Annotated in this window: 12 protein-coding genes and 1 pseudogene; 4 read left to right on the top strand and 9 right to left on the bottom strand. The window is 73.1% G+C overall.

Annotated features, from left to right (window positions below; genetic code table 11):
* Window positions 1-272: 272 nt before the first annotated feature.
* Window positions 273-1,031 (top strand): annotated as a pseudogene (locus NQO67_RS15010) (LURP-one-related/scramblase family protein); the annotation flags it as partial.
* 329 nt (window positions 1,032-1,360) lie between these two features.
* On the opposite strand, the gene NQO67_RS15005 reads toward NQO67_RS15010, so the two are convergent.
* The gene (locus NQO67_RS15005; protein WP_255950461.1) at window positions 1,361-2,329 is read right to left on the bottom strand and encodes a DUF2510 domain-containing protein; all 969 of its coding nucleotides are present in this window, start codon (window positions 2,327-2,329) and stop codon (window positions 1,361-1,363) included.
* Window positions 2,330-2,579: 250 nt separating this feature from the next.
* On the opposite strand from NQO67_RS15005, the gene NQO67_RS15000 reads away from it, so the two are divergent.
* Entirely contained in the window at window positions 2,580-5,261 is a 2,682-nt protein-coding gene (locus NQO67_RS15000; protein WP_255950460.1) for an ATP-binding protein, read from the top strand.
* Window positions 5,262-5,298: 37 nt separating this feature from the next.
* Here NQO67_RS15000 and NQO67_RS14995 read toward each other — a convergent pair whose 3' ends face one another.
* From NQO67_RS14995 to NQO67_RS14965, 7 genes are all read right to left on the bottom strand, one after another.
* Window positions 5,299-6,102, bottom strand: coding sequence for an SDR family NAD(P)-dependent oxidoreductase (locus NQO67_RS14995; RefSeq protein ID WP_255950459.1), 804 nt, complete (start codon window positions 6,100-6,102; stop codon window positions 5,299-5,301).
* Between the two features lie 127 nt (window positions 6,103-6,229).
* A complete protein-coding gene (pcaDC, locus tag NQO67_RS14990; RefSeq protein ID WP_255950458.1) occupies window positions 6,230-7,375 on the bottom strand; it encodes a bifunctional 3-oxoadipate enol-lactonase/4-carboxymuconolactone decarboxylase PcaDC in 1,146 nt (381 codons plus the stop codon).
* A complete protein-coding gene (gene pcaB / locus NQO67_RS14985) occupies window positions 7,372-8,730 on the bottom strand; it encodes a 3-carboxy-cis,cis-muconate cycloisomerase (protein WP_255950457.1) in 1,359 nt (452 codons plus the stop codon). The genes pcaDC and pcaB overlap by 4 nt, the downstream gene beginning before the upstream one ends.
* A gap of 298 nt (window positions 8,731-9,028) precedes the next feature.
* A complete protein-coding gene (gene pcaG / locus NQO67_RS14980) occupies window positions 9,029-9,700 on the bottom strand; it encodes a protocatechuate 3,4-dioxygenase subunit alpha (protein ID WP_255950456.1) in 672 nt (223 codons plus the stop codon).
* Window positions 9,700-10,470 (bottom strand): protocatechuate 3,4-dioxygenase subunit beta, encoded by a 771-nt coding sequence (gene pcaH / locus NQO67_RS14975; protein WP_255950455.1) that lies wholly within the window; start codon window positions 10,468-10,470, stop codon window positions 9,700-9,702. Before pcaH ends, pcaG begins: the two co-directional genes overlap by 1 nt.
* Before the next feature lie 98 nt (window positions 10,471-10,568).
* Window positions 10,569-11,228 (bottom strand): CoA transferase subunit B, encoded by a 660-nt coding sequence (locus tag NQO67_RS14970; protein ID WP_255950454.1) that lies wholly within the window; start codon window positions 11,226-11,228, stop codon window positions 10,569-10,571.
* Complete coding sequence (locus tag NQO67_RS14965; RefSeq protein ID WP_255950453.1) at window positions 11,228-11,992, bottom strand: CoA transferase subunit A; 765 nt, start codon at window positions 11,990-11,992, stop codon at window positions 11,228-11,230. The genes NQO67_RS14970 and NQO67_RS14965 overlap by 1 nt, the downstream gene beginning before the upstream one ends.
* 445 nt (window positions 11,993-12,437) lie before the next feature.
* Here NQO67_RS14965 and NQO67_RS14960 point away from each other — a divergent pair, with 445 nt between their 5' ends.
* On the top strand, window positions 12,438-12,911 hold the full coding sequence (locus tag NQO67_RS14960) for a MarR family winged helix-turn-helix transcriptional regulator (RefSeq protein ID WP_255950452.1): 474 nt from the start codon (window positions 12,438-12,440) through the stop codon (window positions 12,909-12,911).
* Window positions 12,912-12,942: 31 nt separating this feature from the next.
* On the opposite strand, the gene NQO67_RS14955 is transcribed toward NQO67_RS14960, so the two are convergent.
* Window positions 12,943-14,019, bottom strand: a complete 1,077-nt coding sequence (locus NQO67_RS14955) for an ATP-dependent DNA ligase (protein WP_255950451.1) — start codon at window positions 14,017-14,019, stop codon at window positions 12,943-12,945.
* 109 nt (window positions 14,020-14,128) lie between these two features.
* Here NQO67_RS14955 and ligD point away from each other — a divergent pair, with 109 nt between their 5' ends.
* A complete protein-coding gene (gene ligD / locus NQO67_RS14950; protein WP_255950450.1) occupies window positions 14,129-15,322 on the top strand; it encodes a non-homologous end-joining DNA ligase in 1,194 nt (397 codons plus the stop codon).
* The last annotated feature ends 365 nt before the right edge of the window (window positions 15,323-15,687 follow it).

Below are 15,687 nucleotides of genomic sequence, written 5' to 3'. Positions count from 1 at the left end.
GCTCCCCCCAGCAGTTCGGTCAGCAAGGGGGACAGCAGCAGTTCGGGCAGCAACAGGCCCAACAGCCGCAGGCCGGCCAGCAGCACGCACAGCAGTCACAGCAGCCGCAGTTCAACCAGCAGCACGCACAGCAACAGCAGCACGCACAGCAACAGCAGCAGTTCGGGCAGCAGGCAGGGCAGCAGCAGTTCGGGCAGCAGCAGGCCCAGCAGCCCGGGCAGCAGCAGTTCGGTGGGGGTGCGCAGCAACCCGGTGGCCAGCCGCAGTTCGGCCACCCCGGGCAGCAGCAGGGGCAGCCGCACCCGCAGCAGCAGGCAGGTCAGCCGTTCGGGCAGCAGCCAGGGCAGGCGGCCGGGGCGGCGCGGGACGCCGAGCGGGTGCAGCGGCAGGTGCAGGGCCAGGCCGGCGTGGCACCGTCGGGCCCCGGTGGCGGCTCGCTCTTCACCGAGCCGGTGCTGGTGGTCAACCAGAAGGCCAAGCTGATCGAGCTGACCAACGAGTACAGCGTCTTCGACCAGAACGGCAACACCATCGGCTCGGTCACCGAGGTGGGGCAGACCGCGCTGAAGAAGGCGGTGCGCTTCCTCTCCAGCGTCGACCAGTTCATGACCCACCGCCTGGAGATCCGCGATGCGTACGGGCAGCCGCAGCTGGTCCTGACGCGGCCCGCGAAGTTCGTGAAGTCCCGGGTGATCGTGGAGCGCCCGGACGGCTCCCCGGTCGGCGAGATCGTGCAGCAGAACGCCATCGGGAAGATCAACTTCGCGATCAACGCGAACGGTCAGCAACTCGGCGCGATCAAGGCCGAGAACTGGCGGGCCTGGAACTTCGCGATCGTCGACCACGCCGAAACCGAGGTCGCCCGGATCACCAAGACCTGGGAGGGCCTGGCCAAGACGATGTTCACCACCGCGGACAACTACGTCCTACAGATCCACTTCCAGCTGCCCGAGCCGCTGCTCAGCCTGGTCGTGGCGACGGCGCTGACGGTGGACACGGCGCTCAAGCAGGACTCCCGCGGGTTTGGGTGATCCAGGGCTGGCGTCCTGGTCGACCTGCTGATGGGCCTGGGGTGCCCCCTGCTGACCCGGCGGTCCGGCTGGTTTTCAGGCCCTTTCGGGCCTGTCCCCCCGGGGGGTACGCGCCGCGGGTTGTCGGCGGTTTGTGGGGGTGCGGTTCGGGGTGTTCCCTGCGGTAGTGGCGATCCGGCCGTTTCGTTGTGGTCGGTCGCGCAGTTCCTCGCGCCCCTTCGCGGGGTGCCCCCTGGAGTAGCGGCGATCTTGCGGTTGCGTCGTGGCTTGTCGCGCAGCTCCCCGCGCCCCTTTGCGGGGCGCCCGGAGGCGCCCCTTCAGGTGTGGGGTCAGACCTGTTTGCCGGAGCCGCCCGCGCCGCCGCCGGCGGTGCCAGCGGACTTGATGCCCTTGGTGATGGTGTCCATCTCGGACACCTTCGGCGCCTTGGCGTTCACGTCGAAGCCGAACCGGACCACCACCAGCATGCTGGAGTCGGCCGGTGACGGGAACGCCAGCGACTCGACGTAGCCGTCGTCGCCCTTGCTGGTGACGACCTTCCAGCGCACCAGGTAGCCCTTCTGGCCCGCCACGTCCACGGCCTTCGAGGCGAGTTCGTCGTGCGAGGAGATCTCGCCGTAGACGCTGCCGCCGTACGACTGCTCGGCGTTCTTCGAGATGTCCGCCTTGGCTGCCGCCTTCGCCGTCGTCTCGGACAGCTTCAGGGCGGCCGCCGGCGCCGAAGAGACACCGCCGCGCGAGCACTTCTGCGACGTGTCGCCCGGGCACTTGTAGTCGCCGATGGTCAGCTGGGCTCCGATGGTGCCCGACTGGCCCTTCCAGCCGTCCGGTACCGGCAGGCTGATGCCGCTCGCCATGTCGACGGCATAGCCGTCCTCCACCTGCGGGCCGGGGCTCTGCGGGGTGTCGGGCTCCCCGGATCCGCCGGATCCACCGGATCCCCCGGGACCGTGCGGGAGGCCGCCGCCGTTGTGGGAGGTCTCCGGCTTCGGCGCGGACGACTCGCCGGCCTTGTCGTTGCCGGTGAGCGCGTACACACCACCGCCTATGCACGCCAGCACCACGACCGCCACCACCGCCGCGATCGCCGTGCGTGGTCCGCGCCGCGCGGCGCCCGGAGCTCCGGGCGGCATCATCGGGGCGCCCGCCGGATACGCGGGCGGCGCGTACGGGCCCGCCACCTGGGCCGGGCGGACCTGGTCCGTCCAGGCACTGCCGTTCCACCAGCGCTCGGCGCGCGGTCCGTCACTAGTCTGCCCGGGGTCCGGATACCAGCCGGGAGGAGTTGCCTGAGTCATGACGCCACACTAAGAGACCTGAGTGAAAACGCTATGAGAGGGGGCAGAAAGAACGGGGTGCCCGGCCGCCCGGCAGCGAGTCGGAGACACCGGGAGGGGCGGCACGTTGCTCCTACCACCCCCTATGCGCCCATGTCCGCGGTTCGTGCACACCGGCCGCATCACGTCTCGCGGTCCGCCGCCACGTCCCGTGCCGGGCTAGTCTCATGGTGTGTTCACGTGTGCTGACGGGCCTTGGGGAGGGACTGGGATGACACAGGGCCGGCAGGAGGGCGCCTTAGCGACGCTGTTCGAGCGCGATGTCGAACTGGCCGAGGCCACCGACGCCGTCGACCGGCTCCGCGCGGACCGCCACGGCCCCGGCAGCCTGCTCGTCTACCGCGGTGAGGCCGGCATCGGCAAGACCGCGCTGCTGTCCGCGGTGCGCCGGACGGCCGAAGGCCGGTGCACGGTGTGGAGCGCGCGCGGCGGCGAGACCGTCACCTCCGTACCCTTCCACGTCGTACGGCAGTTGCTGACCCCCGCCCTGCTGGCACTCGACACGTTCGAGGCGCGCGAGTGCTTCGGCGACTGGTTCGAGATCGCCGGGCCCGCGCTGGGCATCGCCGAGCCGGGCGAGCGGCAGCCCGACCCGCAGGCCGTCTGCGAGGGCCTGGTCGTCGCGGTCGGCCGGCTCGCCACGCTGACCTGGCCGCTGGTACTGCTCATCGACGACGCGCACTGGGCCGACCTGGAGTCCCTCCAGTGGCTCGCCGCGTTCGCCGAACGCCTGGACGCCCTGCCGGTTCTCGTGGCCGTCGCGCACCGCCCCGGCGAGGCCACCGCCCGCGGCACCACCCTCCTCGAGCGTGTCGGAGCCGCCGCCCGCCCCACCGCCACCCTGCGCGCCCTCACCCCCGAGGCGACCGCCGAGCTGACCCGTGCCAGCCTGGGCGAGCACGCCGACGCCCCGTTCTGCCGTGAGGTGTGGGCCGTCACCGGCGGCAACCCGTACGAGGCGGTGGAACTCCTCGCCAAGGTGCAGGACTGCGAGCTGGAGCCGGTGGAGGCGGCGGCGAACGAGCTGCGGGCGTTGGGACGCACCTCCCGTGGCCGCGGCCTCGTCGCCCGGCTCGAAGGGCTCGGCACCGATGTCACCCGCTTCGCCCGGGCCGCCGCCGTGCTCGGCACCGAGATCTCCCTGGACCTCGCCGCGACCCTGGCCGGCATGGGCGCCGAAGAGGCCAGACGCTGCGCCGAACGGCTGTGCACGGCCCGCATCCTGAGACCGGGCCCGGACACGTCCGGCTCCCGGCTGGGCCCCGACGAGCTCGAGTTCGTCCACCCTCTGATCGCCAGCGCCGTCTACCGCTCCATCCCGCCGGCGCTGCGCACCGCGCTGCACGGCCAGGCGGCCTGGGCCCTCACCGAAACCGGCCGGGGCGCCGCCGCGGCCTCCGGGCACCTGCTGGAGGTGCACCCCGACGACGACCCCGAACTCGTCGAGCAACTGCGCGAGGCCGCACGGGAACACCTCGCGGTGGGCGCCCCCGACGCGGCACGCCGCTGCCTGGAGCGCGCCCTGAGCGAACCGCCGCGGCCCGGTGCGCACGCCCAGGTGCGCTACGAGTTGGGCTGCGCCACCCTGCTCACCTCGCCCGCCACCACCATCGGCCACCTCCAGGACGCGCTCACGAGTCCGGGGCTCGACGGCGATCTGCGGGTGGACGCGGTGTGCCGGCTGTCCCAGGCACTGGTCCACAACGGCCAGCTGGAGGAGGCGGTCGCCGCCGTCGACGCCGAGGCGGCCCGGTTGCCACCCGGCCCGGCGCGCCTGCGGTTGCAGGCCGTGCACTACATGTGGGAGAGCATCCACGCCGGTGTCGAGGACGGTGCCGACCATCGCTCCGAGCGGCTCGCCGCGCTCGCCGGACCGCTCACCGGCCGCGACAACGCCGAGCGTGCGCTGCTGATCCTGCGCGCCTTCGACGCGACGAAACGCGGCGAGAACGCCGAAGAGGTCGTCGAACTCTGCGACCGCGCGCTGGTCAACGGCCGTCTGGCACCCGGCCTCGGCTGGACCGACACCGAATGGGGCTTCGAGCTGCTCACCATGCTCGGCAGCTCGTATCTCTTCGCCGACCGGCTCGACCGCGCCGAGAGCCTGTTCACCGAGGCCCTGCGCGCCTACGAGAGCGCGGGCTGGAGCGGTGGCCACCTCGCCCTCGCGCACGCCTTCGTCGGCTTCGTGCACCGCAGGCGCGGCCGGCTGCCGGACGCCGAGGCGTTCCTGCGGGAGGCGCTGCGACTGGCCGACCGGGTCGGCACCGGCCTGCCGATGCACTGGGACGCGGCGTGCATGCTCATCGACACGCTGCTTGCCCGCGGCAGGACCGGAGCAGCCGAGGAGATCGCGGAGCGCTACGGGTTCACGCCGCCGTACCCATCCACCGTGGTGCTGCCCGACGCGCCCTCCGTACGCGGCCGGCTGCTGATCGCCGCCGGCCGCACCAAGGACGGTGTGGCCGCACTGGAAGCGGCCGAGCAGGTGGCGGTCGCCCGCGGCCAGCACAACACGGTGATGGCGCCGTGGGCCGCCGACCTGGCTCGCGCGGTGGCCCCCGAGGACCCCGGCCGAGCCGCCGAGCTGGCCGCGACCGCCCGGGTGCAGGCCGAACGGTTCGGCACCGACACCGCGATCGGCGAGGCACTGCGCTGCGCAGCCGCCCTGGAGACCGGCCAGCGCCGGGTCACCCGGTACGCGCGCGCCGTGGCCTATCTGGAGGCGTCGCCCTGCGCCTACGAACACGCCCTGGCCCGCGTCGAGTACGGCATCGCGGCGCGTTCCACGGCGGAACTGGGCCGCGGCCTGACGCTGGCCCGGGCCTGCGGTGCCGAGGGGCTGGTGGCCCGCGCCCGCGAGGTCCTGGAGACCGGACGGGGCCTGCACTGACCCGCAGCGACCGCGCAGCGCACCGGCCGGTACGCCGTCAGGACGCCAGCAGCTGCTCCGTCACCGCGGCGAGCCGCTTGCGCAGGTCGGGGTCGTAGGCGTCCGGGTGGGCCTGCGAGGGGCGGGTGCCGTCGAAGTAGCCACCGTTGTGGGTGATGCCGGCGTCGGTGGTGGCCAGCCGGAGCACCCCCGCGACGCCCTCCGGGACGGACGACAGCGGCGTGACCCCGCTCTCGCGCACCATCGCGGTGTCCATGAACGTCGCCGGATGCAGCACGTTGACCGACACCCCGCTGCCCGCCAGCTCCTCGGCCAGGGTGAAGGTGTACGCGGCCAGCGCGAACTTGCTGCGCCGGTAGGCCTCCACACCCACGTAGCCCTCGGTGAACTCGATGTCGTCGGGGTCGATCGGCAGCTGTCCCGCCGAGCCGACGTTGACGATCCGCGCGGGGGTGTTGGCGCGCAGCACCGGAAGGAGGGCACGGGTCAGGGCGACGGGCGCGAGGTAGTTCACGGCCAGCCGTAGCTCGTGACCGTCCGCGCTCTCCTCGCGCCCCGCGTCCGGTGCGCCGAAGCCGATCCCGGCGTTGTTGATCAGCACATCCAGGTCCGGATGGGCCTCGGCGACCCGGTTGCCCAGGGCGCGCACCTCGGCGAGCGAGGCGAGGTCCGCCACGACCGCCTGGGCCTCGCCTCCGGCGTCGTCGAGCTCGGCTACCAGCTGCGCGGTGCGGTGCCCGTCACGCCCGTGGGCCACCACGACATGACCGGCCCTGGCCAGCTCGAAGGCGAGCTGGCGGCCCAGGCCCGACGTCGAGCCGGTGAGCAGAACGGTGGACATGTCGGCTCCTTCCGTGCGGAACACGTTCTTCACCCTAGGTCCTGCCGGAGTCAGGCAGCGGCATACGGGACCCTGGTCGGCCACGTACGCCCGGCAGGAGTACCCGGGTGCACGGAGGGCGATGCCGTCAGGAACGCTCGGCCGGCGGATCCGCCTCCCCGGACTCCTCGGCGAGTACCCGCCGTGCGATGGCGAACGCCGTGTTGGCGGCCGGCACCCCGCAGTAGACCGCCGTCTGCAACAGCACCGCGCCGATCTCCTCCGGCATGAGGCCGTTGCGCCGCGCGGCACGTACGTGCATGGCCAGCTCGTCGTGGTGGCCGTGGGCCACCAGCGCGGTCATGGTGATCATGCTGCGCTCGCGCCGGGAGAGCGTGGTGTCGGTCCAGATCTCGCCCCAGGCGTAGCGGGTGATGAAGTCCTGGAAGCGCGTGGTGAAGTCGTCCGTACGGGACTGGGCGCGGTTCACGTGCGCATCGCCGAGGACGGCCCGGCGCACCGCCATGCCGCTGCGCGGCTCGCCGTCGAGGTGGCCGCGCAGCGCGGCGAGCACCGCCCCGGGGTGCTCGGCCGGCGCCAGGTGCGAGGCACCGGCCAGCTCGGTGAGCGTGGCGCCGGGCACCGCGTCGGAGATCTCCCGCAGATGTGCGGGCGGGGTGGCCGGGTCCTCGCGGCCGGCGACGAGCAGCGTCGGCACGGCGATCCGGGGCAGCTCGGCGCGCAGGTCGAAGCCGGCGAGCGCATCACAGCACGCCGCGTACGCGCCGGGATCGGCCGCGCGCTGGTCCGCCAGGAGCCCGGGGTCGCTGAACCCGGGCGTGAACCAGCGCGAGTTCGCCGTCTCCACCAGCGGTCCGGTGCCTTCCGCACGCACCAGTGCGGCGCGCTCACGCCAGCCGTCCGGCTCTCCGAAGCGTGCCGAGGAGCAGATCGCCGCCAGGCTCGTGATCCGCTCCGGATGGTGCACCGCCAGGTGCATGCCGACGGCGCCTCCGATGGAGACCCCGGCGTACCCGAACCGCTCGACGCCCAGCGCGTCGGCGAGCCGGAGCACCAGCTCCGCCAGGTCGGCGACGGTGGCGCCCGGTCCGATCAGCGCCGGGCTCGACCCGCCGTGCCCCGGCAGGTCCCAGCGGATGACCCGGTGCGTGGTGGACAGCTCGGGCGCCACGCCGTCCCACAGGGCGAGGGAGGTGCCGAGTGACGGGCCGAGCAGCAGCGGCGGCGCGGTGGGCGCGCCTTCGATGCGGTGGTGCAGCAGCGTGTCGTTCATGAGCGCTCCAGAGCGCGATCGGTGAGGGCCTCCGCACGGCCGGTGTACCGGGCGGGGTCGGTCAACTCGGCCAGGTCGAGACCGAGGCCGGCGAGGTCGGGAAGGTCGGCGAGCACGTCGGCGAGCGCGCGCTGCTCGGCGTCGGCGCGCCGGGCCGCCTCGGTGAGCAGCGCGCCGGCGCGGTGGCGGCCGAGCAGCGGGGCGAGCCGGGCGGACAGCCGCTCGGAGACGATCAGACCGTGGGTGAGGTCCAGGTGGGCGCGCATCGCCTCCGGGCGCACGATCAGGTGCTCGGCCAGGTCCGCGGCGTCCCGGGCCGCCCCGCCGGTGAGCCTGAGCAGCTCGCGCAGCGGCTCCCACTCGGCGTGCCAGGTCCCGGCCGGGCGCTCGTCCTCGGCGGTGAGCGCGCCGTAGAGGGTGGCGGCGAGTGCGGGGGCGCGGCGGGCCGCCGCGGTGATGAGGGTGGCGCGGACCGGGTTCGCCTTGTGCGGCATGGCGGACGAGCCGCCCCGGCTGCCCTCGGCGACCTCGGCGATCTCCGTACGGGACAGGGTGGCCACGTCCGTGGCGGGTTTGCCGAGCGCGGCGGCGGTGAAGGCCAGCGCGTGCGCGAGGTCGGCGACGGGGGTGCGCAGGGTGTGCCAGGGCAGGAGCGGTGCGGCCAGCGAGAGTTCACGCGCGTAGGCCGCCGGCAACGCGTCGACCCCGGCGTGGTCCGCGCTGCCCGCGTCGGCGGCGTACACGGTGAAGGCGGCCAGCGTGCCCGCCGCCCCGCCGAGTTGGCACGGCAGCGCCTGTCGCACGGCGCCCAACCGGTCCCGTGCGTCCAGTACGAGGGACCGCCACCCCGCCGCCTTCAGGCCGAAGGTGGTCGGGACGGCGTGCTGGGTGAGCGTGCGCCCGGGCATGGGGGTGGCGCGATGGGCGCGGGCGAGCCGGCCCAGCGCGTCGGCCGTGCGGACCAGGTCGGCGTGGATCAGGTCGAGGGTGCGCGCGGCCACCAGCATCAGCGCGGTGTCCAGGATGTCCTGGCTGGTCGCGCCCCGGTGCACGTATCCGCCGCACTCCTCGGGAACGGCCGCGGTCAGCTCCTTCACCAGCGGGATCACCGGGTTGCCGCCGGAGCGGGCGCGCAACGCCAGGTCCCGGGCGTCGAACCGGTCCGCGTCGGCCGCCGCCGTCACGGCGTCGGCCGCTTCCGCGGGCGCCAGCCCGCACGCCGCCTGTGCGCGGGTGAGCGCCGCTTCCGCGTCGAGCAGCGCCTGGAGGACGGCGGTGTCCCCCGTCGCTGCCTCGGCGGCGGATCCGGCCCGCCCGGGGGAGAGGAGGCCGGTGTCGGGGTCTGCGCTGGTCACGGTGGCTCCATCGGGTCGGGTGTCGGCCTGCGGCCCGCGGCGCCGGGCGCGGGCGAGTTGCCTGTGGGGCGGGTCGGACGTCCGGTGGTCCGGCCGGCCCCGCGCCCCTTCCAGGGGAACCCACGGGCGTCGGGGGGAGCCGCCCGTGGGTTCCCCTGCAAGGGGCGCGGGGCCGTTATACATGCGGCTTCGCCACGGTCAGGACGCGGCGCGCCACCGTCACCGACCAGGGGCCGATGCCCGGAACCGAGACCAGCCGACGGGGATCGGCGGGACCTGTCTTCCCCGGAGGCAGGACCTAGCCGAACTGGAGGAACACCGTTTCGTCCGCGCCCTGGAGACGGATGTCGAACCGGTACGAGCGGTTCGGCTCCGCCCGGGCCAGCAGGGTGCGCCGCCGCTCCGCCGGCAGCGAGTCCAGCAAGGCGTCGCCCGACGTGGCGGCGTGCGCCGGGTCCGCCGCGCCCGCCACGTCACCGTCGACCAGGTAGGCGCGGGTGAACAGGTGGTGCAGCAGGCCGCGGGCGAAGACGCACACGCTGATGTAGGGCACGCCCGGGTTGCCGGGGGGCAGGGTCTGCACGACGTAGTGGCCGTCGGCGTCGGTGCCGACCCGGCCGAAGCCGGTGAAGTCGGTGCCGTTGCGCCCGAGGAAACCGCCGTCGAAGGGGTCACGCCGCATCGATCCGGGCGCGCCCTTGAGGGAGCCGTCGGGTGCCGCCTGCCAGAACTCCAGGAGCGCGTCCGGCACGGGATCGCCCGCGCCGTCCAGGACCCGGCCGTGCAGGGTGATCGTGTCGGGGTGGCGCTCCGGCGCGATCCGGCCGCCCTCCCGGAACGGCAGCGCGTACCCGTAGAAGGGTCCCACCGTGTGGGACGGCGTGGGCGGCGTCGACGTCGGGACGGGCGGGGCGGCGTCCGGGGACGTCGCCGCGGCCGACGAGGGTGCGACAGCTGCGGTGTCGGACATCAGCGGCCTTCCTCGATCCAGGTTGCGGAGGGCCCGTCCAGCACGATGTCCCACTCGTAGCCGAGCGAGAACTCGGGCTGGGACAGCTCGTGCCGGTAGGACGCGACCAGACGGGCCCGGGCGGCCTCGTCGGTCACCGACTGGAGGATCGGGTCGTAACGGAACAACGGATCGCCCGGGAAGTACATCTGGGTCACCAGACGCTGGGTGAACGCGGTGCCGAAGACGGAGAAGTGGATGTGGGCGGGGCGCCAGGCGTTGTCGTGGTTGCGCCAGGGGTAGGCGCCCGGCTTGATGGTGGTGAAGCGGTAGTGACCGGTGTCGTCGGTGAGGGTGCGGCCGACGCCGGTGAAGTTCGGGTCGAGCGGCGCCGGGTGCTGGTCGCGCAGATGGGCGTACCGGCCCGAGGCGTTGGCCTGCCAGATCTCCACGAGCTGCCCGCGGATCGGGCGGCCCCGGCCGTCCAGCAGTCGCCCCGAGACGGTGATCCGCTCGCCCAGCGGCTCGCCCGGGTGCTGGACGGTGAGGTCGTTGTCCGTGTCGGTGATGTCGGTGACGCCGAAGACGGGGCCCGACAGCTCCACCGTCTCCGGGTCCGAGCCCGACACCGGGACCAGCGGCTGCTGGGGGTGGCGCAGCACCGAGCTGCGGTAGGGGCGGTAGTCGCGCGACGGGTGGTGCTGGACGGGGGCGCCTGCGGCGCGTGCCGTGTCGTACGCGCTGCGGAGGTCGGCGACCTCCGTGTCGATGTCCGACTGGGTGAGAGCCATGAGCATTCCTGGGGGTAGTACCGAAGACGTCCGGGCCGTAGGGGCGCATCGGGGCCGGTGGGGCCAGGTGCGTCACGCCGCGGCGGGGGACGGGGGAGTCAGCGGCGGGCGCCGCCGGTGGCCTGCTCCGGGACGGTCACCGTGGCGGCCGTCCGCTCGCGGACCTCGGCCTTGGTGACACCCGGCGCGCACTCGACGAGGACGAGTCCGCCGTCCGTGACGTCGAGCACCGCCAGGTCGGTGATGATGCGGTTGACGCAGGCCCGGCCGGTCAGCGGCAGCGAGCACTCCGCGACCAGCTTCGGCGTGCCGTCCTTCGCGTTGTGGGTCATCACCGCGATCACCTGGCGGGCCCCGTGCACCAGGTCCATGGCGCCACCGATCCCGGTGATCATCTTGCCGGGCACCGCCCAGTTCGCCAGGTCACCGTGCTCGGAGACCTGCATCGCGCCGAGCACGGCCACGTCGATATGGCCGCCGCGGATCATTCCGAAGGACAGTGCGGAGTCGAAGTAGGCGGCACCGGGCAGTACCGTCACGGTCTCCTTGCCCGCATTGATCAGATCGGGGTCGACCTCGTCCTCGCGCGGGTACGGGCCGACGCCGAGGATGCCGTTCTCCGACTCCAGGATCACCTCGACGCCCTCGGGCAGGTGGTTCGGGATGAGCGTCGGCAGGCCGATGCCCAGGTTCACGTACTGCCCGTCCTCGAGCTCGAGCGCTGCCCGGGTCGCCATCTGCTCACGTGTCCAGGCCATTACGCCCCCTCCGTCCGGGTCGTCCGCTTCTCGATGGCCTTGTCCGCGGCCTGTTCGGGGGTCAGTGCCACCACGCGCTGGACGAAGATGCCGGGCAGGTGCACGGCGTCCGGGTCCAGCGCGCCTGGTTCGACCAGCTCCTCGACCTCGGCGACGGTGATCCGGCCGGCCATCGCCGCCAGCGGGTTGAAGTTCCGGCTGGACTTGGCGAAGACCAGGTTTCCGTGCCGGTCGCCCTTGGCCGCCCGCACCAGTGCGAAGTCGGTGCGGATGCCGTGCTCCAGCACGTACGGCACGCCGTCGAACTCCCTGACCTCCTTCGGCGGCGAGGCCACCGCGATGCCGCCCTGGCCGTCGTAGCGCCAGGCGAGACCGCCGTCCGCGACCTGCGTGCCGACCCCGGCCGGGGTGTAGAAGGCGGGGATCCCGGCGCCGCCGGCCCGCAGCCGCTCGGCCAGGGTGCCCTGCGGGATCAGCTCGACCTCCAGCTCACCGGCCAGATACTGACGGGCGAACTCCTTGTTCGCGCCGATGTAGGAGCCGGTGACACGGGCGATGCGGCCGGCGGCCAGCAGGACCGCGAGCCCGGAGTCCATCGCCCCGCAGTTGTTGGACACCACCCGCAGGTCGGTCACGCCCCGCTCGTACAGCGCCTGGATCACCGCGTTCGGCACCCCGCTCAGGCCGAAACCGCCGACCGCGAGCGACGCCCCCTCGGGGACATCGGCCACCGCCTCGGCGGCGGTGGCGACCACCTTGTCCATCCGTGCAGCTCCCTTGTTCCGAGCGCCGGTGCCTGCCGCCCCGCATACCGCGCGGACGGCCGTGCGGCCCCGCCCCGCCGACCGGCGCTCCCTCCGGCGGGAAAAATTAATCAGGGCACTGACTATTTGGTTGGCGACCCGGGCGTTTCGGCGGGCTGAACCTCACGCTGCCACCGGACCTGCGAAGCCGTCAATACCTCTCCTGAGCTGGAATCGAAGTGATGCCTCTCCGGTTCTCGAGGATATGGAGGGGGCGGCGACGGCTGGTTGTCGACATCTCGTCCGAGGTGGGTCACTATGATCCGTGCACCGATCAAGTTTCGATCGCTCCCGGCTTGCTCCCGGCTCGCTGCGGGCCGCCAGGGCACTGCACCCACCCGCGGTGCGTCGCGTCGACCGGCCCGGGGACAATGCGGCGATCGCGTCGATACGAGCGGAGGACCGCATGGCGGCGGTGGACCTGACCACCCACCCCGGGCACCTGGCCCGGCGGCTCCAGCAGGCGCACTACCTGCTGTGGACCAGCATGGTCTCCGAGGAGACCACCTCGCCGCAGTTCGCGGTGCTGAACACCCTCATGGCCGAACCGGGCCTCGACCAGCGCACCGTGGGGGAGCGGGTCGGACTCGACCGCTCGACCGTCGCCGAGGTGATCAGCCGACTCGGCCGGCGCGGCCTGCTCGACAAGGTACGCGACCCGCAGGACGGCCGCCGCTTCCTGCTCCGGCTGACCGAGGACGGTGCCCGTACGCACCGCCGCCTGACGGTGCGCGTCGCGCGGATGAACCAGGTGTTCCTCGCCCCGCTCTCCGCCGACGAGCAGCGGGTCTTCTGCGAGCTGCTGCGCAGGGTCTCGGATGCGGCGGAGGGCCTCCGTAACCCCCTCGCACCTGCGGCGTTGGCCCCCGAAGGCGCGTAGCGGTGGCGTAGCGGGCCGCGGCGCCGTGCCGTCAGGCGGACGGTGGCGTGCCCAGGACCTGAGCAAGGTCGTAGCGGACCGGTTCCTCCAGCTGGGTGTAGGTGCAGCTGGCGGGTGTCCGGTCGGGGCGCCAGCGGCGGAAGTGGGCGGTGTGCCTGAAGCGGACGCCGTTCTCCATGTGGTCGTAGGCCACCTCGCACACCCGCTCGGGCCGCAGCGGTACCCAGGACAGGTCCTTCCGGCCCGACCAGCGGCTCGGCGCACCCGGCAGCCGGGCGGTCTCATGCGCCGTCTCGTCGGTCCAGGACGCCCACGGGTGATCCTCGGCCGACGTCATCCGCAGCGGCTCCAGCTCCTCGATCAGCGCGGCGCGCCGCTTCATGGGGAACGCGGCCGAGACCCCCACGTGCTGGAGGGCGCCCTGGGAGTCGTAGAGACCGAGCAGGAGCGAGCCCACCACCGGGCCGCTCTTGTGATAGCGGTAGCCCGCCACGACACAGTCCGCGGTCCGCTCGTGCTTGATCTTGAACATGACGCGTTCGTTCTGCCGATACTGCGAGGTCAGCGGCTTGGCGACGATCCCGTCGAGCCCCGCGCCCTCGTAGCGGTCGAACCACTCGGCGGCGAGCGCGGCGTCCGTGGTGGCGGGGGCCAGATGCACGGGGGGAGTCACTCCGGCCAGGGCCGCTGCCAGGCGGTCGTGGCGCTCGGTCAGCGGCTCGGTGAGCAGCGCCGCGTCCCCGAGCGCGAGCAGGTCGAAGGCCACGAAGGAGGCCGGCGTACGCTCCGCCAGCATCCGCACCCGGGACGCGGCGGGGTGGATGCGCTCCGAGAGCGCATCGAAGTCCAGCCGCCCACCGAGCGCGACCACGATCTCGCCGTCCATCACGCACCGCTCGGGCAACCGCTCCGCCAGCGCCTCGACCAGCTCGGGAAAGTACCTGGTCAGCGGCTTACCCGTACGGCTGCCCAGTTCGATCTCGGGCCCGTCACGGAAGACGATGGTGCGGAACCCGTCCCACTTCGCCTCGTAGTGCATCCCCGGCGGGATGCTCGCCACCAACTTGGCGAGCATCGGCTTCACCGGGGGCATCACCGGCAGATCCATGTCTGTGATTCTGCCTCCCGCACGCTCGAATCGGCCTCCGCTGGGAATGCCTCGTTCACGCGATGGGCCCCAATATGCGCCATGTGGCGGACCCCCCTACCGTGGCGGCATGGGTGCGAGCGGTAACCGTGCGCGTGACGACACCGCGGGTGCAGAGAGCACGAGCGGCAAGAGCCCTGGTGACGAGGGCCCCCATGGCGAGGGTCCTGGTGGCGAGGGCACCGGCGGTGCAGGCACCGGCCGCAAGAGCGCCGGCGGGAAACGGGCCGGTGGCAAAGGCGCCGGCGGCGGCAAGAGCGCGGCCATCGAGCTCCAGGCGGCCGGGCGCACCATCCGGCTGTCCAGCCCCGACAGGATCTTCTTTCCGGAACGCGGATTCACCAAGCTGGACGTCGCCCAGTACTACCTGTCGGTCGGCGACGGCATCCTGCGCGCGCTGCGCGACCGCCCGACCACCCTGGAGCGCTACCCCGAGGGCCTCACGGGGGAGTCCTTCTTCCAGAAGCGCGCCCCCAAGAACCTGCCCGACTGGACCCCCACCGCCCACATCACCTTCCCCAGCGGCCGGTTCGCCGACGAGATGTGCCCCACCGAGGTCGGCGCCGTCATCTGGGCCGCCCAGTTCGGCACCCTCACCTTCCACCCCTGGCCGGTGCGGCGCCCGGACACCGAGCACCCCGACGAGCTCCGCCTCGACCTCGACCCGCAGCCCGGCACCGACTACGCCGACGCCGTGCGGGCCGCCCACGAGCTGCGAATGGTCCTGGAGGAGAACGGGCTGCACGGCTGGCCGAAGACCTCCGGCGGACGGGGGCTGCACGTCTTCGTGCCGATCGAGCCGCGCTGGACCTTCACCCAGGTACGGCGGGCCGCCATCGCCTGCGGCAGGGAGCTGGAGCGCCGGATGCCGGGCCGGGTCACCACCGCTTGGTGGAAGGAGGAGCGTGGCGCGCGGATCTTCCTCGACTACAACCAGACCGCACGCGACCGCACCATCGCCTCCGCGTACTCGGTCCGCCCCCGCCCGCGTGCCACCGTCTCCGCGCCACTGCGCTGGGACGAGCTGGATTCCGCGCTGCCCGCGGACTTCGACCTGGCCACCATGCCCCGCCGCTACGCCGACCTCGGCGATGTGCACGCCGGCATGGACGACGAGCGGTACGTGCTGGACGGGCTGTTGGAGCTGGCCCGCCGTGACGAGCGTGACCACGGGCTGGGCGATCTGCCGTATCCGCCGGAGTATCCGAAGGTGCGGGGGGAGCCCAAGCGGGTGCAGCCGAGTCGGGCGCGGCGTGCGGATTGACGTCCGCGGGTCTGGTTGGTCGGGTTCCGTCCCGGGCGGGTGCGGCTCGGCCTTTGCCCCGGCGGGCAGCCTTTGCCCTGGCGGGCGGCCTGTGCCCTGGCGGGCAGTTGGGGTGCCTCGTGCGTTCCATCGGCACGCCGGTGGTCTCGGCCGGTTCGGGGTACCCCTGGGGCGGTGGCGATCTGGCGGTTTCGTCGGGGCTGGTCGCGCAGTTCCCCGCGCCCCTTGGACGCGTGGTTCCCGCGCTTCTGATGCGGGCTCGCCGGCCCTGGATGTGTGGTTCCTGCCCTCCTGATGTGGGGGCTCCCCGCGCCGAGGATGCGCAGGCCCCCGCGCCCCTTGCAGGGCGCGGGGGGTGCGTTGTG

This window comes from Streptomyces odontomachi (genome assembly GCF_024435355.1).
Taxonomy (GTDB): Bacteria; Actinomycetota; Actinomycetes; order Streptomycetales; family Streptomycetaceae; genus Streptomyces; species Streptomyces odontomachi.
The sequence above is the reverse complement of the archived record's forward strand: the minus strand, read 5'-3'. Positions and strand labels throughout refer to the sequence as shown.

What these genes read in the sequence shown, in the direction of transcription:
- pcaG (WP_255950456.1), bottom strand. Translation starts at nt 9,700, where the DNA reads ATGTCCGACACCGCAGCTGTCGCACCCTCGTCGGCCGCGGCGACGTCC.
- NQO67_RS15000 (WP_255950460.1), top strand. Translation starts at nt 2,580, where the DNA reads ATGACACAGGGCCGGCAGGAGGGCGCCTTAGCGACGCTGTTCGAGCGC.
- NQO67_RS14995 (WP_255950459.1), bottom strand. Translation starts at nt 6,102, where the DNA reads ATGTCCACCGTTCTGCTCACCGGCTCGACGTCGGGCCTGGGCCGCCAG.
- NQO67_RS14965 (WP_255950453.1), bottom strand. Translation starts at nt 11,992, where the DNA reads ATGGACAAGGTGGTCGCCACCGCCGCCGAGGCGGTGGCCGATGTCCCC.
- NQO67_RS14960 (WP_255950452.1), top strand. Translation starts at nt 12,438, where the DNA reads ATGGCGGCGGTGGACCTGACCACCCACCCCGGGCACCTGGCCCGGCGG.
- NQO67_RS15005 (WP_255950461.1), bottom strand. Translation starts at nt 2,329, where the DNA reads ATGACTCAGGCAACTCCTCCCGGCTGGTATCCGGACCCCGGGCAGACT.
- pcaDC (WP_255950458.1), bottom strand. Translation starts at nt 7,375, where the DNA reads ATGAACGACACGCTGCTGCACCACCGCATCGAAGGCGCGCCCACCGCG.
- ligD (WP_255950450.1), top strand. Translation starts at nt 14,129, where the DNA reads ATGGGTGCGAGCGGTAACCGTGCGCGTGACGACACCGCGGGTGCAGAG.
- NQO67_RS14970 (WP_255950454.1), bottom strand. Translation starts at nt 11,228, where the DNA reads ATGGCCTGGACACGTGAGCAGATGGCGACCCGGGCAGCGCTCGAGCTC.
- pcaH (WP_255950455.1), bottom strand. Translation starts at nt 10,470, where the DNA reads ATGGCTCTCACCCAGTCGGACATCGACACGGAGGTCGCCGACCTCCGC.
- NQO67_RS14955 (WP_255950451.1), bottom strand. Translation starts at nt 14,019, where the DNA reads ATGGATCTGCCGGTGATGCCCCCGGTGAAGCCGATGCTCGCCAAGTTG.